Here is a 22,489-nt window from a genome sequence, read left to right as displayed (position 1 = left end):
ATTGAACGGCGGTCGGAAACCCTCGACGATAAGCTATCGGGCCGCAGACCCGTCTCATTCGCGTAATCGGGGGGATTACATCATGACCTATACGCTGCGCCGTCGCCTGCTGGCGACGACTCTGTTAATTTCCGTTGCCGCTTTCACCACGCCTGCGTTTGCTCAGGACGCCGGGTCCTCGAATCAGGCAGCGACGCAGGATTCCCAGACGGCCGAAGGGCAGGGGACGGGTGAGGACATCGTCGTCACCGGTTCGCTGTTCCGCCGCACCGATACCGAGACGCCGTCGCCGGTCACCGTGCTGACCTCGGACAACCTCGCCAAGGCCGGCATCACCAGCATCGCCGAAGCGATCCGCTCGATCTCGGCCGACAGCGCCGGCTCGATCGGCACCGGCTTCCAGACCGGCTTCTCGGCCGGCGGCTCGGCCGTCTCGCTGCGCGGCCTCGGCGTGTCGTCGACGCTGGTGCTGGTCGATGGCCTGCGTTCGACCAACTTCCCGATCAACGACGACGGCCACAACGCCTATGTCGACCTGAACTCGATCCCATTCAGCCTGGTCGAGCGGGTCGAGGTGCTGAAGGACGGCGCCTCCTCGACCTACGGTGCCGACGCGATCGGCGGCGTGGTCAACCTCATCCTCAAGAAGCATTTCACCGGGGTCGACGGCCTGGTCGAGGCCGGCGTCGCCGAGCGCGGCGATGCGGGCCACCAGCGCGCCAACCTGACGCTGGGCTACGGCGACTATGACGCGAACGGCTTCAACGTCTACATCAACGGCGAATATCAGCGCGACGGCCGCGTCTCCAACCACAGCCGCGGTTTCCCTTACAACACCCGTGACCTGACGCCGATTGGCGGCAACGACGGCAACTCCGCCGATCAGTCGCTGACGGTCAACACGCCGACCGCCTATGTCACCCGCGTCGGCCAGACCGATCTCAACAATCCGTTGAGCGGCGCGGCGGGGTCGCCGGCGACCAACCAGTATCTTGCGCTCGGGCTGCAGAATTGCACCACCGGCACCTTCACCGTGACCACGGGATCGGCGCGCGGCACCGGCTGCAAATACAATCTCGAGGACATGTACCGCCAGATCCAGCCGCTGCAGGAACGCTGGTCGATCAACGGCCGCGTCAGCGTGCGGGTCTCCGACGATATCGAGGCCTATGTCACCGGCAGCTACAGCCGCAGCGACGTCAGCATCACCAGCGCCTTCCCCTCGGCGGTCCGCCAGACGCAGCCGTTCGGCGCCGCGCCGAGCGTGGCGTCAAGCAATCCCGGCATCGTGCTGCCGGTCTGGATCTGCCCGTCGGGCAACAACTGCGCGGACCCCGCCACGCCGGGTCGCCAGCTCAACCCGAACAATCCCTATGCCGCCGCCTATGCCGACCGGCCGGCAGAGGGTGCGGCGCGCATCTACTACCTGTTCGGCGACATCCCCGCCGGCAGCGACCGCCGCAACGAGGTCTACCGCTTCACCGGTGGCCTCACCGGCAGCTTCGAGGGCGGCTGGGACTGGCGGGTCGAGGGCGCCTATGCCCGCGACAACCTCCACATCACCCAGCACGGCCTGCTCAACATCGCGGCGCTGCGCCAGGCGATCAACACCGGCTCGTATAACTTCGTGAACCCGTCGGCGAACAGCGACGAGCTCCGCCAGACGCTCGCTCCGGACAAGACCACGCCGTCGCATTCGGAGATGTACGGCCTCGACGCCTCGGTCGCCAAGAAGCTGTTCGACCTGCCCGGCGGCCCGCTCCAGCTCGCCGTCGGCGGCCAGGTCCGTCACGAGGAGCTCGAGAACAACAATCAGAACGCCGCGCTCGACACCTACGGCCTCACCACCGCGTCGGCGTTCGGCAAGCACACGGTCTCGGCCGCCTATTTCGAGATCGACGCGCCGGTCCTGAAGCAGGTCGAGCTCAACCTTTCCGGCCGCTACGACCATTATTCGGAAGGGTTCGACCATTTCTCGCCCAAGGTCGGCGTCAAGTTCACGCCGATCCCCGAGCTGGCGCTGCGCGGCACCTATTCGGAGGGCTTCCGCGCGCCGACCTTCGCCGAGTCCGGCCCGCGCAGCCAATATGCCGGCTTCGTCACCACCTCCCCGCCGGGCAATTTCTGCGCCCAGCACGGCGGTTCGGCGGGAGCGCAGAATGCCTGCGTCTCGGGCGGCAACCCCTATAACCTGCCCTATTCGCTGGGCCGCGGCGTCGCCGGCAACCCGGATCTCAAGCCGGAAACCTCGCGCAGCTTCACCGCCGGCGTGATCTTCCAGCCGGTCAAGTGGCTGAGCCTCACCGCCGACTATTACAACGTCAAGAAGAAGGACCTGATCATCGCCGGCCCGCAGATCGGCGATGCGGTCAACGCCTATTTCAGCGCGCCTAACCTCGCCGCGGCGCAGGCGGCGGTGGCGGCGATCGGGCCGGGCTATTCGGTCAACACGGTCGATGCGGTCGATCCGCTCTATCCGAACGCCCTGCCGCGTGTGCTGATCATCAACGTGCCCTATGTGAACGCCAACTACGCGATGACCTCGGGCCTCGATCTCGCCGCGACCGCGACGATCCCGCTCGGCGGCGACGCCACCTTCACCAGCCGGGTCGAGGTGACGCACGTCTTCAAATACGACCTCCACACCAGCGCGGGCGTGCAGCATTATGCCGGCACCATGGGGCCCTACGACCTGTCGTCGGGCAACGGCACGCCGGATTGGCGCGGCAACTGGCAGAACACGCTCGAGGTCGGACCCTACTCGATCAGCCTGACCGCCTATTATGTCGGCAAGATCAAGGCGGTGGCGACCGACCAGGGCAACCTGTCGACCGACTGCTCGGCGGCGCTCTACAAGGCGGCGGGCGACACCACCGGCGAGAAGTTCTGCTACGTCAACAGCTTCATCTCGACTGACCTCAACATGTCGGCGCGGGTGGCCGACAACTTCAGCCTGTACTTCAACGTGAAGAACCTGCTCGACGCGCGCGCGCCGGTCGCCCCGGCGGCCTATTCGAGCGCGCCGAACTTCTTCACGAGCTGGCACTATGCCGGCCTGATCGGGCGCCAGTTCCGCGCCGGCGCCACCTTCAAGTTCTAACCACGGCCAAAAGGTTGGGGAGAGGGTAGGGCGGTCCCGCAAGGGGCCGCCCTATTTTCGTGCGCGCCGTCCCGTGCGGGTACGGGATACCTCGATCCATCCGTCGTCCCGGCGAAGGCCGGGATCTCAGGCCGGATCGGATCATCGCATGAGATCCCGGCTTTCGCCGGGATGACGGCCATCTGCCGTTTCTCCGAAATCTCCTCCGCCCATTCAACCTAGAAGCCGTGCCGCAGGACCCATCGAACATCCCATGTTCTTATGAAGAACATTCCACAAACATCGCCGTTTTTCCCCGTTTCAGGCAGATTTTCCCCGTCTGTGGCAGCTAAAACCATTGCGGCCCCAAGCCAATTTTGGTAACCAAAGCAACAGAGGGGCAGACTCCCGCCTTCATGAGCCGATCCTGGTTCGGGAAACCGATTCCGGAGGCGGGGAGCCGTTTGTCCGTGGAACGGCAAAGTGGACGAGGCGGGACTTTACGAAGGTGCGGGATTGCAGGCCGTCGACCCCAAGGGTCGCGTCGCCATCCCCGCAGACTTCCGCTCGACCATCGACCGCAACTCCCAGGCGAAGATCATCGTCGTCGGCTTCCACCCGACGCTGCCGTGCCTGCGCGCCTACGACACCGCCTGGTCGCAGTCCGAGGAGCGCCGCTTCCGCAAGATGGCCGACGAAGGCGTCGACATCCGCGAGATCGAGCGCCAGCGCGAGGCGGTGTTCGGCGACGTCGAGCGCGCGAGCTTCGACCCCAGCGGCCGCTTCATCCTGCCGGAGTTCTTCAAGGACGAGGCGAAGATCGCCGACTGGGCCTTCTTCGTCGGTGCCGGTCCCACCTTCAACATCTGGGCGCCCGATGTGCTGCTCGCGTCGGACGAGGCGAGCCCCCGCCTCAAGGGCCGCTGCGCGCACATGATGGCCAACCGGAAGGCGCGCGGATGACCGCCGCGCGCGCCCATATCCCCGTCCTGCTCGACGAGGTCGTCGACGCGCTCGCCATCGCCCCCGGCGAGCGCCACGTCGACGCGACCTTCGGAGCGGGCGGCTACACGGTCGCGTTCCTCGAGCGGGGAGCCGAGGTGGCCGCCTTCGATCGCGACCCTACCGCGATCGAAGGCGGTCGACCCCTCGCTGCCGAGGCGAATGGCCGGCTGATCCTGATCGAGGCGCCGTTCTCCGCGATGGAGGGCGAGCTGAGCGCCCGCGGCCTCGTCCCCGTCGACGGCGTGACGATGGATATCGGCGTCTCGTCGATGCAGCTCGACCAGCCCGATCGCGGCTTCTCCTTCCAGGCCGATGGCCCGCTCGACATGCGGATGAGCCGCTCGGGGATGACCGCGGCGGACTTCGTCAACACCGCCGACGAGGGCGAGATCGCCGACGTGCTCTACCATTACGGCGAGGAGCCGCGTGCCCGACGCGTCGCGAAGGCGATCGTCGCCGCGCGTCCGATAACGCGCACCGGCGAGCTGGCCGAGGTCGTGCGCAAGGCGCTCGGCCACAAGCCGCATGACAAGAAGGATCCGGCGACCCGCACCTTCCAGGCGATCCGCATCCATCTGAACCGCGAGCTCGACGAGCTGAGCGAAGGGCTGGAGGCGGCCGAGCGCGTGCTGAAGCCGGGCGGCCGGCTGGCGGTGGTGACCTTCCACAGCCTCGAGGACCGCATGGTCAAGCGCTTCCTGCGCGAGCGCAGCGGCGGCGAGCCCGCGGGATCGCGCCACCGCCCGGCGGCCCAGGCGGCGAACGATCCGAGCTTCGAGACACCGGCGCGGGCGGTCCGCGCCAGCGAGAACGAGATCGCGCGTAACCCGCGCGCGCGGTCGGCGACGTTGCGGGTGGCGCGGCGCACCGCCGCCGCGCCGTGGCGTACCCTGGGAGACAAGTAATGGCGTCCATGAGCTTCAAGGGATTCGGCTGGGTCCTCGGCATCGCGACGGTGCTGCCGGCATGCTACATGGTGACTTCGGCGGTCGCCTCGGAGCGCGGCCGCGTCGAGTCGGTCGATCGCGCGATCGTGCAGGCCAAGCGCGACATCCGCAGCCTCGAGACCGAGTTCGAGACGCGCGCCAGCCTCGCCCAGCTCGAGCGCTATAACGGCGAGGTGCTCGCGCTCACCGCGCCGCGCCCCGAGCAATATCTGGCGAGCGACACCGCGCTCGCCTCGCTGCAGCCGCTCGGCGGCGGGCAGGCGCCGCAATATGCCTCGCTGGTGGTGCCCTCGGGCATCCAGGCGGCGCAGCCGCAGACCGCCGCGGTCGAGGCTCCGGCCGCCGCCCCGGCTCCGGCGCGCGCCGCCCCCGCCGCGGTCGAGGTCGCGTCGAACGAGGGCGCGTCAAACGAGGTCAGGCGCGCGGTCGCCACCGGCCGCGCGCAGGCGGTGGCGATGCTCGACCACCGGCTGATCAGCGAATCCACCCTCGGCGACGTCGTGGCGCGCGCCCGCAGCGAGACGGCGGCGTTGCGTTGATCGTCCTCGTCGCTCCTGCTGCGGCCGAGCGCCGCCGGGAGGGCGGCCGGCATTCGCTGGTCGCGGTGGCGCATCTGCGCCTGACGATCCTGATGCTGCTGTTCGTCTTCTCGACGATCCTGATCGTCGGCCGGCTCGGCTGGCTGGCGCTGTCGGCGGAGCCCGCGACCACGCGTGACGCCGCCGCGGCGCTGGTGCCGCTGCGCGGCGACATCGTCGACCGCAACGGCGCGTCGCTCGCGCGCACCATCGACGCCTGGTCGATCGGGGTGCAGCCCGGCAACATCATCGGCGACAAGGTCGAGCTGGCGCAGAAGCTCGCCGCGTTGATGCCGGAGCGCGATCCGTCCTATTACTACCGCCTGCTCACGCTGAAGGCGCCCTTCACCTACATCCGCCACCGCGCGATGCCCGAGCTGGTGACCGCGGTGAACGCGCTCGGCGAGCCCGGTATCACCTTCGCGCGCGAGCCGGAGCGGCTCTATCCGCAATCGGCGCTGGCGGCGCAGGCGCTCGGCTATCTCAACGCCGAACGGCGCGGCGTGCGGGGCATGGAGAAGGCGCTCGACGCGCGGCTCACCAACCGCGCGCTGCGGTCGCAGCCGGTCGCGCTGTCGCTCGACCTGCGCGTGCAGGGCGCGCTCGAAAGCGAGCTCGGCCGGGCGATGACCTCGTTCCAGGCCAAGGGCGCGGCCGGCATCGTCCTCGACGTCCACACCGGCGAGGTCATCGCCATGTCGTCGCTGCCGACCTTCAACCCGAACAAGGTCCGCAGCGGGGAGGGCACGCTGCTCAACAACGTGACGCAGAGCGTCTACGAGCTCGGCTCGGCGTTCAAGCCGATCACCGTCGCAGCGGCGATCGACACCGGCACCGTCACCTCGATGGCGCATCGCTACGATGCGACCCAGCCGCTCCAGGTCGGCCGCTTCAAGATCCACGACGATCATGCGCAGAAGCGCTGGCTCACCATTCCCGAGACGCTGATCCACTCGTCCAACATCGCGACGGCGCGCATCGCCGACGAGCTCGGGCAGGAGCGGCTGTCGGCGATGTTCCGCAAGCTCGGCTTCGACACGACGCCCGATATCGAGATCGAGAAGGCGCATCCGCTGTGGCCACGCTTCTGGGCGCGCACCACGGTGATGACCACCGCCTACGGTCACGGCATCGCGGTGACGCCGCTCCACCTCGCCAGCGCCTATGCCGCGCTGGTCAACGGCGGCATCTGGCGGCCGGCGACGCTGCTCAAGGTCGAGCCGGGCCATGCTCCCGAGGGCCGCCGCGTCATCTCGGAGGCGACCAGCGCGCGGATGCGCCAGCTGCTTCGCCTGATCGTGCTCGACGGCACCGGCCGCAAGGGCGAGGCGCCCGGCTACCGCGTCGGCGGCAAGACCGGCACCGCGGAGAAGCCAGGAGCGGGCGGCTATTCGAAACATGTCAACGTTTCGACGTTCGCGGCGGCTTTCCCGATGGACGCACCGCGCTATGTGGTGATCGCAATGCTCGATTCGCCCATCGGCAATGCCGAATCCTTTGGCCTGACCACCGCCGCCTATACCGCTGCGCCGGTGGTGAGCCGTCTCATCACGCGCGCGGGGCCGCTGCTCGGCGTGCAGCCCGACATGAACCGCGACGTCGACGTGTCGGACCTGGAGCCGCTGATCTGGCACAAGCCCGGCGAGGACCCGGGGCTGGCCGAGTGAGGTTGGGGAAATTTTCTCTGCCCTCGCCCCTCCGAAGGAGGGGAGAGGGTTGCGCAGACTTAGGTCTTGCGCAGCAAGGCCTTAGTCGGAGCTGGGAGAGGGGTGGGCGCTTGCGCAGCAAGCGCGCGAGGCTCCGCCTCGCTCTACCCCTCTCCCAACCTCCGCTAGGCGCCCCGGCTACGCCGGCGCACCAAGCTGCGGTAACCCTCTCCCCTATCAAGGGGAGAGGGCAGCAATGAAACTCGGCCAGCTCACCGGCAATGGCGAGGACGCAGCCGTGACCGGTTTCGCCATCGATCACCGCAAGGTCGCGCCGGGCACCGTGTTCGGCGCATTCGAGGGCACGCGCGTCAACGGCGAGGATTTCATCCCCCAGGCGGTGGCGAGCGGCGCCATCGCCGTGGTCGCGCGGCCGGAGGCGCGGGTCGAGGGCGTGCTCCACATCGCGGATACCCATCCGCGCGAGCGTTTCGCCCGGCTGGCGGCCAAGTTCTTCGCGCCCTTCCCGGAGACGGCGGTCGCGGTCACCGGCACCAACGGCAAGACCTCGACCGTCGAGCTCACCCGGCAGCTGTGGCGGATGGCGGGCTACCACGCCGCCTCGATCGGCACGCTCGGCGTCACCACCGCCGACGACCGCGTGACGACCGGCCTCACCACGCCGGACATCGTCACCTTCCTCTCCAACGTGGCGGGCCTGGCGCGCGAGGGCGTGACCCATCTCGCCTTCGAGGCGTCGAGCCACGGCCTATCGCAATACCGTACCGAGGGGCTGCCGGTCCGCGCCGGCGCCTTCACCAACCTCAGCCGCGACCATCTCGACTATCATGGCGACATGGCCGCCTATTTCACCGCCAAGCTGCGCCTGTTCGCCGAGGTGATCGATCCGGACGGGACGGCGGTGGTGTGGGTCGACGATCCCCATTCCGAGCGGGTGATCGACCTCGCCCGGATGCGCGGGCTCAAGCTGGTCACGGTCGGCGAGCACGGCGACACGCTGCGGCTGGTGTCGCGCGATCCGACCTTGCTCGGCCAGGCGCTGGTGATCGCGGCGGAGGAGCGCGAGCACAAGGTCACGCTGCCGCTGATCGGCGCCTATCAGGCCGCCAATGCGCTCACCGCCGCGGCGCTGGTGATCGCGACCGGCGGCGATGTCGCCACGACGCTCGCCAATCTCGCCCGCCTGGCGCCGGTGCGCGGCCGTCTGGAGCGCGCGGTGATCACCAAGGCTGGGGCGCCGGTCTATGTCGACTATGCCCATACTCCCGACGCGCTCGAGGCGGCGATCGCCGCCCTCAAGCCGCATACGGCGGGCCGCCTGATCGTCGCCTTTGGCGCCGGCGGCGACCGCGACACCGGCAAGCGCGAGGAGATGGGCGCGGTGGCGGCCGCACGCGCGGACGTCCTGATCGTCACCGACGACAATCCCCGCAGCGAGGATCCCGCCGCGATCCGCGCCGCGATCCTCAAGGGCGCGCCGAACGCGACCGAGATCGGCGACCGCCGCGCCGCCATCGCCCACGCCATCGCCGAGGCCGGGCCGGAGGACATCGTCCTCATCGCCGGCAAGGGTCACGAGCAGGGCCAGATCGTCGGCGACCTCGTGTTGCCCTTCGACGACGTCACTGTCGCACGCGAGGTGGCGGCATGAGCGCTCCCCTGTGGACATCCGCCGAGATCGAAAGGGCAACCGGCGGCACCGCGAACCGTAGCTTCGCGTGTGGACATGTGACATTCGACTCTCGCGAAGTGACCAACGGCTCCCTGTTCATCGCCCTCAAGGGCGAGACCACCGACGGTCATCTCTACCTGGACAAGGCGATCGCCGCCGGCGCGACCGGCGCGCTGGTCAGCCAGCCGACCGACCACCCCGCCGTCCAGGTGCCGGACACCATGGCGGCGATGGAATCGCTCGCCCGCGCCGCCCGCACCCGCACCCAGGCGACGGTGATCGGCGTCACCGGCTCGGTCGGCAAGACCGGCACCAAGGAAGCGCTCGCGGAGGCACTTTCCCGCGCGAATCAAGGCTTTGTCCACCGCTCGGTCAAGAGCTACAACAACCACACCGGCGTGCCGCTCAGCCTCGCGCGGATGCCGGCGGCAAGCCGCTTCGGCGTGTTCGAGATGGGCATGAATCACGCCGGCGAGCTCTCGGCGCTCACCCGCCTCGTCCGTCCCCACATCGCCCTCATCACCGCCATCGCTCCCGCCCATACCGCCTTCTTCCCCGACGAAAGCGCTATCGCCGACGCGAAAGGCGAGATTTTCCAGGGTCTTGAACCGGGCGGCACCGCGATCGTCCCCTACGACAGCCCCCACCGCGACCGCCTGATCGCCGCCGCCGAGCCCCATGCCGGCCGCATCGTCACCTTCGGCCTCGACCAGGGTGCCGACGTTCACGCGATCGAGACCATGCCGGCGGCGAACGGCGGCACCTTCGTCAGCGCCGCGATCGGCGAGGACCGCGAGCTCAGCTTCACCGTCGCCCATCCCGGAAACCACTGGGTTTCCAACGCATTGGCAGTGCTCGCCGCGGTCGATGCGGCGGGCGGCGACCTCGGCCTCGCCGGCCTCGCGCTCGGCGAGCTACCGGGCCTTCCCGGCCGCGGCGCGCGCCTGCTGGTCGAGGTGCAGGACGGCACCGCGCTGGTGATCGACGAGAGCTACAACGCCAACCCCGTCTCGATGCGCGCGACGCTGGCGGTGCTCGCCCGGGAGCCCGGCCGCCGCATCGCCGTGCTCGGCGGGATGCGCGAGCTCGGCGACCAGAGCGCCGCCTACCATGCCGGTCTGGTCGGACCGATCGACGAAGCGGGGCTTTCCTACGCCATCCTGGTGGGCGAGGAGATGGCCCCGCTCGCGCAAGCCCTTGAGGGCCATCTCGATTTCGTCCATGTGCCCGACGCCGCAGCCGCGCGCGACCGCCTTCAGGCGGTGCTGGCGCCGGGCGACGCGGTTCTCGTCAAGGGATCGAACGGAATCGGGCTGGCGGCGGTCGTCGCGGCGTTGGCCAGGCAATCGGTTGGGGTAGGGGGCTGATGCTGTACTGGATCGCCGAGCAGCTGGGCTTCCCGGGAGTCCTGAACCTGCTGCGCTACCTGAGCTTCCGCACCGGCGGCGCCGTGGCGACGGCGCTGCTGTTCGGCCTGATCATCGGCCCGCGCTTCATCGGCTGGCTGCGCATCCGCCAGGGCAAGGGCCAGCCGATCCGCACCGACGGACCCCAGAGCCACCTCGCCAAGCGCGGCACGCCGACGATGGGCGGGCTCATGATCCTGACCGCGATGACGCTCGCGATCTTCCTGTGGATGGATCTCGCGAGCGCCTATGTCTGGGCGTGCCTGTTCGTGACGCTGGGCTTCGGCCTGATCGGCTTCCTCGACGATTACGACAAGGTCAGGAAGGCGAGCACCGCCGGCGTCTCGGGCAAGCTCCGCCTGCTCGGCGAGTTCATCATCGCGGGCGGCGCGGCGTGGCTCATCACCCGCGGCAACGGCACGCATCTCTACGTGCCGTTCTTCTCGAGCTTCTCGCTCGACCTCGGCTATTTCTACATCCTGTTCGGGGCGTTCACGATCGTCGCGTTCGGCAATGCGGTGAACCTGACCGACGGGCTCGACGGCCTCGCGACCATGCCGGTGATCATCGCCTGCGTCGCCTTCATGATCATCGCCTATCTCGCCGGCAATGCGAAATACGCAGTCTACCTCGGCATCCCGCACGTGCCAGGGGCGGGCGATCTCGCCGTCTTCTGCGGGGCGATCGTAGGAGCAGGGCTCGCCTTCCTCTGGTTCAACGCGCCCCCGGCAGCGGTGTTCATGGGCGATACCGGCAGCCTCGCGCTCGGCGGCGCGCTCGGCACGATCGCGGTGGTCGCGCACCACGAGATCGTGCTCGGCATCATCGGCGGCCTGTTCGTGGTCGAGGCGCTCAGCGTCATCATCCAGGTGTTCTTCTACAAGCGCACCGGCAAGCGCGTGTTCCGCATGGCGCCGATCCACCATCATTTCGAGCAGATGGGCTGGAGCGAGCCGACCGTGGTGATCCGCTTCTGGATCATCGCGCTGGTGCTGGCGCTCGCCGGCCTGTCGACGCTGAAGCTGCGATGATCACCAATCCGGCCTGGCGCGGCAGACGCTATGCGGTGCTGGGGCTGGCGCGCTCGGGCGCTGCGACGGTTCGCGCTCTGGTGGCGAGCGGAGCCAAGGTGGTCGGATGGGACTCGAACCAAGACACTGCGCGCGGTCTCGTCGGACAACTGAAATCTGATCGTGAGCAATATGAGGCCGAGCCAGGCTTCATCTTGAAGAATTGGGAGCTCGCTCTCGACCTGACGGGGTTCGAAGCCGTTGTCGTCTCGCCAGGCGTGCCGCTCAATCGGCATCCGGTTGCCGAGAAGGCTGCGCGCTATGGTCTCCCGCTGATCGGCGACATCGAGCTGTTCGCCGAAGCGCGCCCGTCGCTGCCGCAGCACCGTGTCGTCGGCATCACCGGCACCAACGGCAAGTCGACCACTACCGCCCTCATCCACCACATCTGCGAGACCGCCGGCCTGCCGGCGCGGCTCGGCGGCAACATCGGCCTGCCGATCCTGGGGCAGGAGCCGCTACCTGAAGGGGGCGTCTACGTCCTCGAGCTGTCGAGCTATCAGATCGACCTCACCCACAGCCTCGACTGCGATGTCGCGGTGCTGCTCAACATCACCCCCGATCATCTCGACCGTTACGACGGCTTCGAGGCTTATGCCGCGTCCAAGGCGCGGCTGTTCGCGATGCAGTCGCCGGGCCATGCCGCGGTGATCGGCATCGGCGACGAGGCTTCCGCCGCGATCGCCCGCCAGGTCTCGCGCGCCGGCCGCGCCGAGGGCGTGACCAAGATTGCCCCCGGCGTGTGCATGGACCAATCGCGCTGGCCCGCCCTCCAGGGCCCGCACAATGCCCAGAACGCGCTCGCCGCGATCGCTGCCTGCGAGGCGCTCGGCATTGGCAATGCCGCCATCGACAAGGGGCTGGAGACCTTCCCGGGCCTGCCGCATCGCATGGAGCGGATCGCGGTCCGGCACGGCGTCACCTACATCAACGACAGCAAGGCGACCAACCCGACCTCGACCGCCCCGGCGCTCGCCGCGTTCGACCGCATCCATTGGATCCTCGGCGGCCAGGCCAAGACCGACGACCTCGACGCCTGCGCCCCCTACTTCGGCCATGTCGCGCGCGCCTATACGATCGGAGAGGCGGGGCCGATGTTCGCCCGCCTGCTCGCCCCCCACATGCCGGTCGAGGAAAGCGGCACGCTCGCCGCCGCCGTGGCCCAGGCCGCCGCACGGGCGGGGGAGGGGGAGACGGTGCTGCTCTCCCCCGCATGCGCCTCGTTCGACCAGTTCAAGGACTATGAGGACCGCGGCCGCGCCTTTCGCGCCGCGGTGGAGGCGCTGGCATGACCGACGCCGCTCGCCCCTCCGCGACCCCCAAGGGCCTGCGCGGCCGCATGGAGCAGCGTTTCGGCCGCGGCAACCAGGGGCCGATCGCGATATGGTTCTGGGAGCTCGACCGCGTGCTCCTGTTCCTCGTCTTCCTGCTGATCGCGATCGGCCTGGTCGCGGTCGCCGCCGCCAGCCCCGCCTCGGCCGTCCGTTATTCCGAGGGCGCGCACCAGATCGCGCCGATGTATTATTTCTGGCGCCAGACCGCCTGGGTCGCGGTGTCGATCCCGGTGCTGCTGGTCGTGTCGATGTTGCCGATCACGGTCGCGCGGCGGATGGCGATCGCGGGAACCATCATCTTCCTGGTCCTGCTGATGGCGGTGCCGGTGATCGGCGTGACCGTGAACGGCGCGCGGCGCTGGATCGGCGTCGGCATCGCCCAGTTCCAGCCGTCCGAGTTCCTGAAGCCGCTGTTCATCGTCACCACCGCCTGGCTGCTGTCGCTGCGCGCGCGCGATCCCCAGCTGCCGATGCTGGTCGTCACCGGGCTGCTGACCGCAGTCGTCGCGGCGCTGCTGATGCTCCAGCCCGATTTCGGCCAGACCATCGTCTTCTCCAGCGTGTGGCTGATCCTGCTGATGATCTCGGGCGTCTCGCCCAAGGCGATCGGCGCGCTGTTCGGTGCCGGGTTCATGGGCGTCATTGCGGCCTATCTCTTCTATCCGACCGCGCGCCTCAGGATCGACAACTTCCTGTTCCCGGACCGCGAGGGAGCCGGGACAGATCACTACCAGACCGACATGGCCCATGCGACGCTGACCGCGGGCGGCGTCACCGGCACCGGACCCGGCGGCGGCACCGTCAAGTTCAAGCTGCCCGAGGCGCACACCGACTATATCTATTCGGTGGTGGGCGAGGAGTTCGGCCTGCTCGCCTGCGCGATCATCGCCGTCCTGTTCCTCGCCATCGTCGTGCGTGTGTTCGTCAAGCTGCTCGACGAGGAGGATGCCTTCCGCCTGCTCGCCGCCTCGGGCCTCGCCGCGCAGTTCGGGGTGCAGGCGACGATCAACATGGGCGTCAACACCGGCCTCTTGCCGTCGAAGGGCATGACGCTGCCCTTCATCAGCTACGGCGGCTCGTCGATGATCGCCTTGTCGCTGGGGATGGGACTGCTGCTCGCCTTTACCCGCCGCAACCCGTATCTGACCCGCTCGCCCTATATCGTGAGGTGACAGGAAGAGCATGGGATCGGAACGCCACTACGTCCTCGCCGCAGGCGGCACCGGAGGCCATATGGTCCCCGCCGCGGCGCTCGCCGCCGAGCTGTCGGCGCGCGGCCACCGCGTCGCGCTGGTGAGCGACGCGCGCGGGGTACGTTTTCCCGGACTGTTCGAGGACGTGCAGACCCATGTCCTGCCCGCCGGCCGCCTCTCCGGCGGTCCGATTGGCTGGGCCAGGGCGGCCAAGCAGATGTGGGACGGCCGTGCCCAGGCGATCGAGCTCTACCGCAACTTCAAGCCGTCGGCGGTGATCGGCTTCGGCGGCTATCCGGCGCTTCCGGCGATGCTCGCCGCCTTCTCGGCTGGCATTCCCACCGTGATCCATGAGCAGAACGCCGTGCTCGGCCGCGTCAACCGCTTCGTGGCGGGGCGGGTGGCGGCGATCGCCACCTCCTATGCCGACGTCGCCCGGCTCAAGGAGAGCTGGCGCGGCAAGACCCATCTCGTCGGCAATCCCGTCCGCCAGGCGATCCTCGACATTCGCGAGCGCCCCTATCCGGTGCTGGAGGAGGACGGCATCTTCCGCGTGCTGGTGACCGGCGGCAGCCAGGGCGCCACCGTGCTGAGCCAGGTCGTGCCCGATGGCCTCGCGCTGCTCCCCGTCCATTTCCGCCGCCGCCTCCAGGTGACGCACCAGGCGCGGATCGAGGACATCGACCAGGTCCGCGCCAAATATGCCGAGCACGGCATTCCCGCGGAGCTCGCGACCTACCTTCCCGACCTTCCGGAGCATCTCGCCTGGGCGCATCTGGTGATCGCGCGCGCGGGCGCCTCGACGATCGCCGAGCTCACCGCCGCCGGCCGCCCGGCGATCCTGGTGCCGCTGCCTAGCGCCACCGACGACCACCAGACCGCCAACGCGCGCGAGATCACCGAAGCCGGAGGAGCCCGCACCATCTCGCAGCCGCAGTTCACTCCCGCCGAGCTCGCCAAGCAGATGCAGAAGCTCGGCCTCGATCCCGCCGCGCTCGCCAACGCCGCCGCGCGGGCGAAGAAATGCGGCCGCCCGGACGCGGCGCGCCATCTCGCCGATCTGGTGGAGGGATTGGCATGAAGGGTGTCGCGACGGACATCGGCGTCATCCACTTCGTCGGGATCGGCGGCATCGGCATGTCGGGCATCGCCGAGGTGATGCACAACCTCGGCTACAAGGTGCAGGGCTCGGACGTCGCCGACAGCTATGTCGTGCAGGGCCTGCGCGATCGCGGCATCGAGGTGAAGATCGGCCACGCCGCCGGAAACGTCGAGAATGTCGCCGTGGTGGTGACCTCGACCGCGATCAAGCGCGGCAATCCCGAGGTCGAGGCGGCGCTCAGCCACCGCATCCCGGTGGTGCGCCGTGCCGAGATGCTCGCCGAGCTGATGCGGCTCAAGTCGACGGTCGCGGTCGCCGGCACCCACGGCAAGACCACGACCACCTCGATGGTCGCGGCGCTGCTCGATGCGGGCGGGGTGGACCCGACCGTGATCAACGGCGGCATCATCAACAGCTATGGCTCGAACGCCCGCCTCGGCGACAGCGAGTGGATGGTGGTCGAGGCCGACGAGAGCGACGGCAGCTTCCTGCGCCTCGACGGCACGATCGCGGTCGTCACCAACATCGATCCCGAGCATCTCGACCACTACGGCAGCTTCGAGAAGGTGAAGGACGCCTTCGTCGAGTTCGTCGAGAACGTGCCCTTCTACGGCGCCGCGCTGCTCTGCCTCGACCATCCTGAGGTGCAGGCGATCATCCCGCGCGTGCGCGACCGGCGCATCATCACCTATGGTTTCGCGGCCTCGGCCGACGTGCGCGGAGTCAACGTCACCCCCTATCCCGGCGGCAACCGTTTCGAGGCGATCATCCGCCACCGCGACGGCACCACGCGGTCGATCGAGAACATCGACCTGCCGATGCCTGGCCGCCACAATGTCCAGAACGCGCTGGCCGCGATCGGCGTCGCGCTGGAGCTCGGCATCCCCGATGCGACGATCCAGCAGGGCTTCGCCAAGTTCGCTGGGGTCAAGCGTCGCTTCACCAAGGTCGGCGAGGTGAACGGCGCGGTGATCATCGACGACTACGGCCACCATCCGGTCGAGATCCGCGCGGTGCTGGCGGCGGCGCGGGAGAGCGCCCAGGGCAGGGTGATCGCGGTCGTCCAGCCGCACCGCTTCACGCGCCTCCGCGACCTGATGGACGAGTTCCAGGGCGCGTTCAACGACGCCGATATCGTCTATGTCGCACCGGTCTATCCGGCGGGCGAAGCGCCGATCGAGGGCGTCGACGCAGCGGCGCTGGTCGAGGGCCTCCAACGCCGCGGCCACCGCGCCGCGCTGCCGATCGCGGGTCCGGAGGCGCTGGCCGGGGCGCTGGCCGCCGTGGTCGCGCCCGGCGATCAGGTGATCTGCCTCGGCGCCGGCGACATCACCAAATGGGCGGCCGGCCTCGCTCCGGCGATCGAGCAGGCGCGGGTGGCGGCATGAGCGATTTCTTCTCCACCATGGTCGACATGCAGCGCGAGATCCTGCGCGCGCAGAAGGCGCAGCTCGACGCGGCCAAGCGCGGGCTCGATCTCGGTGCGCAGATCGCCGCGGCGCAGGAGGTGACGCACAAGGCGGCCGAGGCCAATCTCAAGGCGTGGAAGGCCTGGGCAGGCCTGTGGGGGTGGAAATGAGCGCCGTCTGCACCGCGCTCCCGCCGCTGCGCGGCTCGGTCGAGCATCGCGGCAGCCTCGCCGACTTCATCTGGTTCCGCACCGGCGGGCCGGCGGAATGGCTGGTGCGGCCGGACGATGTGCAGTCGCTCGCCGCTTTCCTTGCGGCGCTCGATCCGGACGTCCCGGTGCTGCCGGTGGGCGTCGGCTCCAACCTGATCGTGCGCGACGGTGGCGTGCCCGGCGTGGTGGTGCGCCTGCCCAAGGCGATGGCCAGGGTGAGCGTCGAACCCGGTAACCGCGTGCGGGCGGGCGGCGCGGCGATGGGGATCACCGTCGCCAGCGCCGCGCGTGACGCTGGCATCGCCGGGCTGGAGTTCCTCCGCGGCATCCCCGGCACCGTCGGCGGCGCGGTGCGGATGAACGCGGGCGCCTATGGCCGCGACACCAGCGACATCCTGGTCGAGGCGACCGTCGTCACCCGCGACGGCGCGATCGAGACGTGGCCGGCGGAGAAGCTCGGCTACACCTACCGCCACTCCGAAGTGCCCGCCGGCGCCGTCGTGGTCGAGGCGCTGTTCGAGGGCGCGCCCGGCGACCCGCAGACGATCGGCGCCGAGATGGACCGCATCGCCGCCGAGCGCGAGGCCTCGCAGCCGCTGCGCAGCCGCACCGGCGGCTCGACCTTCAAGAACCCGGACGGCGACAAGGCCTGGCGCCTGATCGATGCCGCCGGCTGCCGCGGCCTGCGCCGCGGCGACGCGCAGGTGAGCGAGAAGCACTGCAACTTCCTCCTCAACCTCGGCGACGCCACCAGCGCCGACATCGAGGCGCTGGGGGAGGAGGTCCGCGGGAAGGTGAAGGCGCATTCCGGCGTGACGCTCGAATGGGAGATTCAACGCGTGGGGGTGGCCAATGCGGAGTGATGCGTTCACGTTCCCCGGCGAAGGCCGGGGCCCAGTTGCCATCGGCTCGAAGCTGGGCCCCGGCCTTCGCCGGGGAACGGAGATACTGTTGTGACTCGCACGCCTCTCCACATCGCAGTCCTGATGGGCGGCTGGTCGGCCGAGCGCGAGGTGTCGCTGTCGTCGGGCAGCGGCATCGCCGATGCGCTCGAGAGCCTCGGTCATCGCGTGACGCGTATCGACATGGGGCACGACGTCGCCGTGAAGCTGGCCGAAGCGAAGCCCGACCTCGTGTTCAACGCGCTCCACGGCACGCCGGGCGAGGACGGCACCGTCCAGGGCATGCTCGACCTGATGGGGCTCAGATACACCCATTCCGGCCTCGCCACCTCAGTCGTCGCGATCGACAAGCAACTCACCAAGCAGGCGCTGGTCCCGCACGGCATCCCGATGCCCGGCGGCCGCATGGTGCGCTCCGAGGAACTCTACGAACGCGACCCGCTGCCGCGCCCCTTCGTCCTGAAGCCGGTGAACGAGGGCTCCTCGGTCGGCGTCGCGATCGTCACCGCCGACGGCAACTACGGCAACCCGATCGGCCGCGACGTCAAGGGACCGTGGCAGGAGTTCGACGAGCTGCTCGCCGAACCCTTCATCCGCGGCCGCGAGCTGACGACCGCGGTGCTCGGCGACCGCGCGCTCGGCGTCACAGAGCTCAAGCCCAAGAGCGGCTTCTACGACTATGACGCCAAATATACCGATGGCCTGACCGAGCATATCTTCCCCGCGCCGATCCCCGACGAGATCGCCGAGGCATGCAAGGCCATCGCATTGGAGGCGCATCGCCTGCTCGGCTGCAAGGGCTGCTCGCGCTCGGACTTCCGCTGGGACGACGAGCAGGGCGTCGCCGGCCTGTTCCTGCTGGAGGTCAACACCCAGCCCGGCATGACCCCGCTCAGCCTGGTGCCGGAACAGGCCCGCCACCTCGGCATCTCCTATCCCGAGCTGGTCCAGATCATCGTCGACGAGGCGCTGAGATGAGCCGCGCGCCCGCCCGCGGCAGCATCAAGCGCCGGCCGCAGCAGCGCAAGCCGGCCAAGAAGGTCGGCCTGCTCGACCAGGCGGTCGCCGCGCTCCCGGTCAGCGAGGAGACGCTGCGCCGCTGGACCGGCTGGGCGATGTTCGCGGCGGCGCTGGCGGTGCTGCTAGCGCTGGCGACCTGGCTCGGCATCCCCGGCGCGGCGGGCACGGCGATGGCGGAGGGCGTCGGCCGCGCCGGCTTCCGCGTCGAGCAGATCGAGATCACCGGCTTGAAGCGCATGGACCGCATGTCGGTCTACGCCGTCGCCACCGACCAGCAATCGCGCGCGATGCCGCTGGTCGACCTGCAGCGGGTGCGCGAGCGGCTGCTCGACTATGGCTGGATCGCCGATGCCCGCGTCTCGCGCCGCCTGCCCGACACGCTGGTCATCGACATCGTCGAGCGCCAGCCCGCAGCGATCTGGCAGAGCCAGGGCCAGCTCATGCTGATCGACGCCGCCGGCAAGATCCTGGAGCCGGTCGATCCCAACGCGATGCCGCCGCTGCCGCTGGTGATCGGCGAGGGCGCCAATGCGCAGGAACCCGCCTATCAGGCATTGATCAAGGCCGCGCCCGCGCTCAAGGGGCAGGTCAGGGCCGCGACCTGGGTCGGCGACCGCCGCTGGGACCTGACCTTCAAGAGCGGCGAGCAGCTCTCGCTGCCGGAAGGCGAGCAGGACTCGGCCCGCGCGCTCGCCAAGTTCGCCGAGCTGGAGGCGCGCGATCATCTGCTCGGGCGCGGCTATGTCCGCTTCGACATGCGCAATCCCGACCGGCTGGTGGTACGCATGCCGGGGCGGGTGGTGGATCGATCGACGGCGGCCGAGATCGCCGCGGCCGAATGAGTTGAGTTAGGGGGACGGGACAGTGGCAAAGACGGCACCGGAAGGACTGATCACCGCACTCGACATCGGATCGTCGAAGGTGTCGGCGCTGATCGCGCAGAAGGGCGACGGCGGTGAGCTGGTCGTGCTCGGCACCGGCCAGCGCGAGAGCCGCGGCGTCAAGCGCGGCTACATCGCCGACATGATCGCGACCGAGGCGGCCGTGCGCGAGGCGGTCGAGCAGGCCGAGCGCATCGCCGGCACCAACATCGAGGAGGTGTGGGTCAGCTTCTCGGCCGGCGGCCTCCTGTCCGACATCCTGCGGCTCGAGGTCGATCTCGGCGGCCACCGCGTCGAGCAGGGCGACATCGACGACCTGCTCAAGGCCGGCCGCGAGGCGATCGACCCCAGCGGCCGCATGATCCTCCATGCCCAGCCGACCCGCTACACGCTCGACGGCCTGGGCGGCGTCAAGCGCCCGCTCGGCCTCCACGCCGACCGGCTCGGCGTCGACATCCATGTCGTCGCGACCGACGGCTCGCCGGTGCGCAATCTCGACCTCTGCGTCCGCTCGGCGCATCTCGAGGTGCGCTCGATCATCGCTGCCCCGGTCGCCACCGGCCTCGCCTGCCTGACCGAGGAGGAGCGCGAACTGGGCGTCGCGCTGGTCGAGATCGGCGCGGGCGTCACCAACGTCTCGGTGTTCCGGGAAGGCGTGCTCGCCAATCTCGCCTCGATCGGCATGGGCGGCGGCGACATCACCGACGACATCGCCTCCGCCTTCGGCACCCGCCGCGCGCAGGCGGAGCGGCTGAAGTGCTTCCACGGCTCGGCCAACATGAGCCCGCGCGATCATCACGAGATGGTCGACATCGCGCCCGTGAACCCTGAGGCGGAGCCCGACGGCCACCGCATCACCCGCGCCCAGCTCAACACCGTGATCCGCGCCCGGCTCGAGCGGCTGATGGCTGAGGTGCAGAAGGAGCTGAAGCGGCTCGACTTCGCCGACCCCGTCGGGCGCCAGCTCGTGCTGACCGGCGGCGGCGCGGAACTGCGCGGCATCGCCGACTATGCGCAGCAGGCGCTCGGCAGCGCGGTGCGCGTCGGCCGCCCTCGCGGGCTGACCGCGCTGCCCGACGCGCATTCGGGGCCGGCGTTCGCGACGCTGGCGGGCCTCGCCGCCTTCGCCGCGTCCGATCCGGTCGATTTGCGATCGATCGAGCCTGCGCGCAGCCAGACGGTGGTGCGACCGACCGGTATGGCCGTTCTCGGACGGTTGCTGGCAGCGTTCAAAGCGAACTATTAAGGAATTACGACATCGGCGTGACTTTGCGCTAGGAGAGCGGAAGCGGATCGTGCAGAAGATTGAGAATTATGTGAGGGGCCCGGCGTTCTTCGAGGCTCCGGGGGAGACCAGGCGATGAGTATCGAATTCCTTCCGCCCGACGTCGACGAGCTGACGCCGCGCATCACCGTAATCGGCGTCGGCGGCGCGGGCGGCAACGCCATCGCCAACATGATCCGCGCCGAAGTGCAGGGCGTCGAGTTCCTCGTTGCCAACACCGACGCGCAGGCGCTGAAACAGTCGGCCGCGCCGCAGCGCATCCAGCTCGGCGCGAAGATCACCCAGGGCCTCGGCGCCGGCTCGCGGCCCGAGATCGGCCGCGCCGCCGCCGAAGAGACGATCGAGCAGGTGACGAAGTCGCTGGAGGGCGCCCACATGTGCTTCCTCGCCGCCGGCATGGGCGGCGGCACGGGCACCGGCGCCGCGCCGGTCATCGCCAAGGCGGCGCGCGACATGGGCATCCTGACCGTCGGCGTCGTGACCAAGCCGTTCGCGTTCGAGGGCAAGCGCCGCGCCGCCTCCGCCGAGGCGGGGATCGAGGAGCTTCAGAAGTATGTCGATACGCTGATCGTCATCCCCAACCAGAATCTGTTCCTGATCGCCAACGCCAACACCACCTTCAAGGAAGCCTTCGAGCTCGCCGACGAGGTGCTGCAGCAGGGCGTGCGCGGCATCACCGACCTGATGGTGATGCCCGGCCTCATCAACCTCGACTTCGCCGACGTCCGCTCGGTGATGCAGGAGATGGGCAAGGCGATGATGGGCACCGGCGAGGCCGGCGGCGACAGCCGCGCGATCGAGGCGGCGCAGAAGGCGATCGCCAACCCGCTGCTCGACGGCGTGTCGATGCGCGGCGCCAAGGGCGTGATCGTCTCGATCACCGGCGGCGAGGACATGCGCCTGCTCGAGGTCGACGAGGCCGCCAACCACATCCGCGAGCTGGTCGATCCCGACGCCAACATCATCTGGGGCTCGGCGTTCAATCCCGAGCTCGAGGGCAAGATCCGCGTGTCGGTGGTCGCCACCGGCATCGACGTCAACGCCCAGGCGCAGCAGGCGGCCGCCGCGGCGGCCGAGCAGCCGCGCGTCTTCTCGTTCAACACGCCGCGCCGTCCGGAGCCGGTGGCGCCGGCCGCCCCGTCCGAGCCGGTCGCTGCCGCGCCCGTGCCGGAGCTGGAACCGCCGGTGGTGGCGGAAGCGGCGGAAGCCGAGGAGCCGGACGCGCTCGACCTTACCCAGGAGTTCGCCGCGCCTGCCGAAGAGCCCGAGGACGACGAGCTGGTGCTCGGCGCCGAGTCGCAGGTCGCCCGCGAGGAGGAACCGCAGCCGTCGATCGCCCGCGACACGCCGCCGCCGGCGCCCGAGCCGACGATCCGCCGCCGCTGGCTGACCGGTGTCACCGAGGAGCCCGAGGCGCCTGCCGCCGAGGCCGCCAAGCCGCGCTCGGGCGGCACCCTGTTCGAGCGGATGTCGGGCCGCGGCCGGTCCGACGATGCCGCGGACGATCGGAATCAGCCCGATATCCCGCGCTTCCTCCATCGCCAGAACAATCAGTAATTACCGGAAAAGCCTAGGGCCGATCGACATTCAAGGGTGTTCATACGGGCGCGCTTTAAGCCCCTCCCCTTCAGGGGAGGGGTTGGGGGTGGGGGCGTGCGGCAGGCTTTATCGCTTGGGGCGAGCCCCCACCCCAACCCCTCCCCTGAAGGGGAGGGGCTTAACGGTTG

Annotated in this window: 18 protein-coding genes; all 18 read left to right on the top strand. The window is 69.4% G+C overall.

All coding sequences use genetic code 11. From position 1 onward, the window contains the following. Positions 1-82 precede the first annotated feature (82 nt). The 18 genes from AC2YHA_RS07845 (at position 83) to ftsZ (ending at position 22,319) form a co-directional block, all read left to right on the top strand. A complete protein-coding gene (locus AC2YHA_RS07845; protein WP_487401032.1) occupies positions 83-3,100 on the top strand; it encodes a TonB-dependent receptor plug domain-containing protein in 3,018 nt (1,005 codons plus the stop codon). 462 nt (positions 3,101-3,562) lie between these two features. After that, complete coding sequence (locus AC2YHA_RS07840; RefSeq protein ID WP_487401031.1) at positions 3,563-4,042, top strand: division/cell wall cluster transcriptional repressor MraZ; 480 nt, start codon at positions 3,563-3,565, stop codon at positions 4,040-4,042. Continuing rightward, a complete protein-coding gene (rsmH, locus tag AC2YHA_RS07835) occupies positions 4,039-4,989 on the top strand; it encodes a 16S rRNA (cytosine(1402)-N(4))-methyltransferase RsmH (protein ID WP_487401030.1) in 951 nt (316 codons plus the stop codon). Before AC2YHA_RS07840 ends, rsmH begins: the two co-directional genes overlap by 4 nt. Beyond that, a complete protein-coding gene (locus tag AC2YHA_RS07830) occupies positions 4,989-5,570 on the top strand; it encodes a hypothetical protein (protein WP_487401029.1) in 582 nt (193 codons plus the stop codon). Before rsmH ends, AC2YHA_RS07830 begins: the two co-directional genes overlap by 1 nt. Further along, positions 5,567-7,276, top strand: coding sequence for a peptidoglycan D,D-transpeptidase FtsI family protein (locus AC2YHA_RS07825; RefSeq protein WP_487401028.1), 1,710 nt, complete (start codon positions 5,567-5,569; stop codon positions 7,274-7,276). Before AC2YHA_RS07830 ends, AC2YHA_RS07825 begins: the two co-directional genes overlap by 4 nt. Before the next feature lie 235 nt (positions 7,277-7,511). Beyond that, positions 7,512-8,927 carry a UDP-N-acetylmuramoyl-L-alanyl-D-glutamate--2,6-diaminopimelate ligase gene (locus AC2YHA_RS07820; protein ID WP_487401027.1) on the top strand — a complete coding sequence of 472 codons (1,416 nt, stop codon included), beginning with the start codon at positions 7,512-7,514 and terminating at the stop codon, positions 8,925-8,927. Further along, complete coding sequence (locus AC2YHA_RS07815; RefSeq protein WP_487401026.1) at positions 8,924-10,315, top strand: UDP-N-acetylmuramoyl-tripeptide--D-alanyl-D-alanine ligase; 1,392 nt, start codon at positions 8,924-8,926, stop codon at positions 10,313-10,315. Before AC2YHA_RS07820 ends, AC2YHA_RS07815 begins: the two co-directional genes overlap by 4 nt. Then, positions 10,315-11,385, top strand: a complete 1,071-nt coding sequence (gene mraY, locus AC2YHA_RS07810; protein WP_487401025.1) for a phospho-N-acetylmuramoyl-pentapeptide-transferase — start codon at positions 10,315-10,317, stop codon at positions 11,383-11,385. The genes AC2YHA_RS07815 and mraY overlap by 1 nt, the downstream gene beginning before the upstream one ends. Then, entirely contained in the window at positions 11,382-12,716 is a 1,335-nt protein-coding gene (murD, locus tag AC2YHA_RS07805; RefSeq protein WP_487401024.1) for a UDP-N-acetylmuramoyl-L-alanine--D-glutamate ligase, read from the top strand. The genes mraY and murD overlap by 4 nt, the downstream gene beginning before the upstream one ends. Continuing rightward, a complete protein-coding gene (locus AC2YHA_RS07800; protein ID WP_487401023.1) occupies positions 12,713-13,930 on the top strand; it encodes an FtsW/RodA/SpoVE family cell cycle protein in 1,218 nt (405 codons plus the stop codon). Before murD ends, AC2YHA_RS07800 begins: the two co-directional genes overlap by 4 nt. A gap of 10 nt (positions 13,931-13,940) precedes the next feature. Then, complete coding sequence (gene murG / locus AC2YHA_RS07795) at positions 13,941-15,032, top strand: undecaprenyldiphospho-muramoylpentapeptide beta-N-acetylglucosaminyltransferase (RefSeq protein WP_487401022.1); 1,092 nt, start codon at positions 13,941-13,943, stop codon at positions 15,030-15,032. Then, entirely contained in the window at positions 15,029-16,441 is a 1,413-nt protein-coding gene (gene murC, locus AC2YHA_RS07790; RefSeq protein WP_487401021.1) for a UDP-N-acetylmuramate--L-alanine ligase, read from the top strand. Before murG ends, murC begins: the two co-directional genes overlap by 4 nt. Next, the gene (locus AC2YHA_RS07785; protein ID WP_487401020.1) at positions 16,438-16,632 is read left to right on the top strand and encodes a hypothetical protein; all 195 of its coding nucleotides are present in this window, start codon (positions 16,438-16,440) and stop codon (positions 16,630-16,632) included. Before murC ends, AC2YHA_RS07785 begins: the two co-directional genes overlap by 4 nt. Then, positions 16,629-17,537, top strand: coding sequence for a UDP-N-acetylmuramate dehydrogenase (gene murB, locus AC2YHA_RS07780; RefSeq protein ID WP_487401019.1), 909 nt, complete (start codon positions 16,629-16,631; stop codon positions 17,535-17,537). Before AC2YHA_RS07785 ends, murB begins: the two co-directional genes overlap by 4 nt. Positions 17,538-17,660: 123 nt before the next feature. Beyond that, entirely contained in the window at positions 17,661-18,554 is an 894-nt protein-coding gene (locus AC2YHA_RS07775; RefSeq protein ID WP_487401720.1) for a D-alanine--D-alanine ligase, read from the top strand. Next, entirely contained in the window at positions 18,551-19,438 is an 888-nt protein-coding gene (locus AC2YHA_RS07770) for a cell division protein FtsQ/DivIB (protein WP_487401018.1), read from the top strand. Before AC2YHA_RS07775 ends, AC2YHA_RS07770 begins: the two co-directional genes overlap by 4 nt. A 22-nt stretch (positions 19,439-19,460) precedes the next feature. Next, positions 19,461-20,723, top strand: coding sequence for a cell division protein FtsA (gene ftsA / locus AC2YHA_RS07765; RefSeq protein WP_487401017.1), 1,263 nt, complete (start codon positions 19,461-19,463; stop codon positions 20,721-20,723). Positions 20,724-20,837: 114 nt separating this feature from the next. Further along, positions 20,838-22,319, top strand: a complete 1,482-nt coding sequence (gene ftsZ / locus AC2YHA_RS07760; RefSeq protein WP_487401016.1) for a cell division protein FtsZ — start codon at positions 20,838-20,840, stop codon at positions 22,317-22,319. Positions 22,320-22,489: the final 170 nt, after the last annotated feature.

The organism is Sphingomonas sp. SRI_018 (assembly GCF_057586275.1).
The sequence above is the reverse complement of the archived record's forward strand: the minus strand, read 5'-3'. Positions and strand labels throughout refer to the sequence as shown.

Coding starts and splice junctions, on each gene's coding strand:
- AC2YHA_RS07845 (WP_487401032.1), top strand. CDS start 83: ATGACCTATACGCTGCGCCGTCGCCTGCTGGCGACGACTCTGTTAATT.
- murB (WP_487401019.1), top strand. CDS start 16,629: ATGAGCGCCGTCTGCACCGCGCTCCCGCCGCTGCGCGGCTCGGTCGAG.
- murG (WP_487401022.1), top strand. CDS start 13,941: ATGGGATCGGAACGCCACTACGTCCTCGCCGCAGGCGGCACCGGAGGC.
- rsmH (WP_487401030.1), top strand. CDS start 4,039: ATGACCGCCGCGCGCGCCCATATCCCCGTCCTGCTCGACGAGGTCGTC.
- AC2YHA_RS07775 (WP_487401720.1), top strand. CDS start 17,661: ATGGGCGGCTGGTCGGCCGAGCGCGAGGTGTCGCTGTCGTCGGGCAGC.
- AC2YHA_RS07770 (WP_487401018.1), top strand. CDS start 18,551: ATGAGCCGCGCGCCCGCCCGCGGCAGCATCAAGCGCCGGCCGCAGCAG.
- ftsZ (WP_487401016.1), top strand. CDS start 20,838: ATGAGTATCGAATTCCTTCCGCCCGACGTCGACGAGCTGACGCCGCGC.
- AC2YHA_RS07815 (WP_487401026.1), top strand. CDS start 8,924: ATGAGCGCTCCCCTGTGGACATCCGCCGAGATCGAAAGGGCAACCGGC.
- AC2YHA_RS07800 (WP_487401023.1), top strand. CDS start 12,713: ATGACCGACGCCGCTCGCCCCTCCGCGACCCCCAAGGGCCTGCGCGGC.
- AC2YHA_RS07785 (WP_487401020.1), top strand. CDS start 16,438: ATGAGCGATTTCTTCTCCACCATGGTCGACATGCAGCGCGAGATCCTG.
- mraY (WP_487401025.1), top strand. CDS start 10,315: ATGCTGTACTGGATCGCCGAGCAGCTGGGCTTCCCGGGAGTCCTGAAC.
- AC2YHA_RS07820 (WP_487401027.1), top strand. CDS start 7,512: ATGAAACTCGGCCAGCTCACCGGCAATGGCGAGGACGCAGCCGTGACC.
- AC2YHA_RS07830 (WP_487401029.1), top strand. CDS start 4,989: ATGGCGTCCATGAGCTTCAAGGGATTCGGCTGGGTCCTCGGCATCGCG.
- murC (WP_487401021.1), top strand. CDS start 15,029: ATGAAGGGTGTCGCGACGGACATCGGCGTCATCCACTTCGTCGGGATC.
- murD (WP_487401024.1), top strand. CDS start 11,382: ATGATCACCAATCCGGCCTGGCGCGGCAGACGCTATGCGGTGCTGGGG.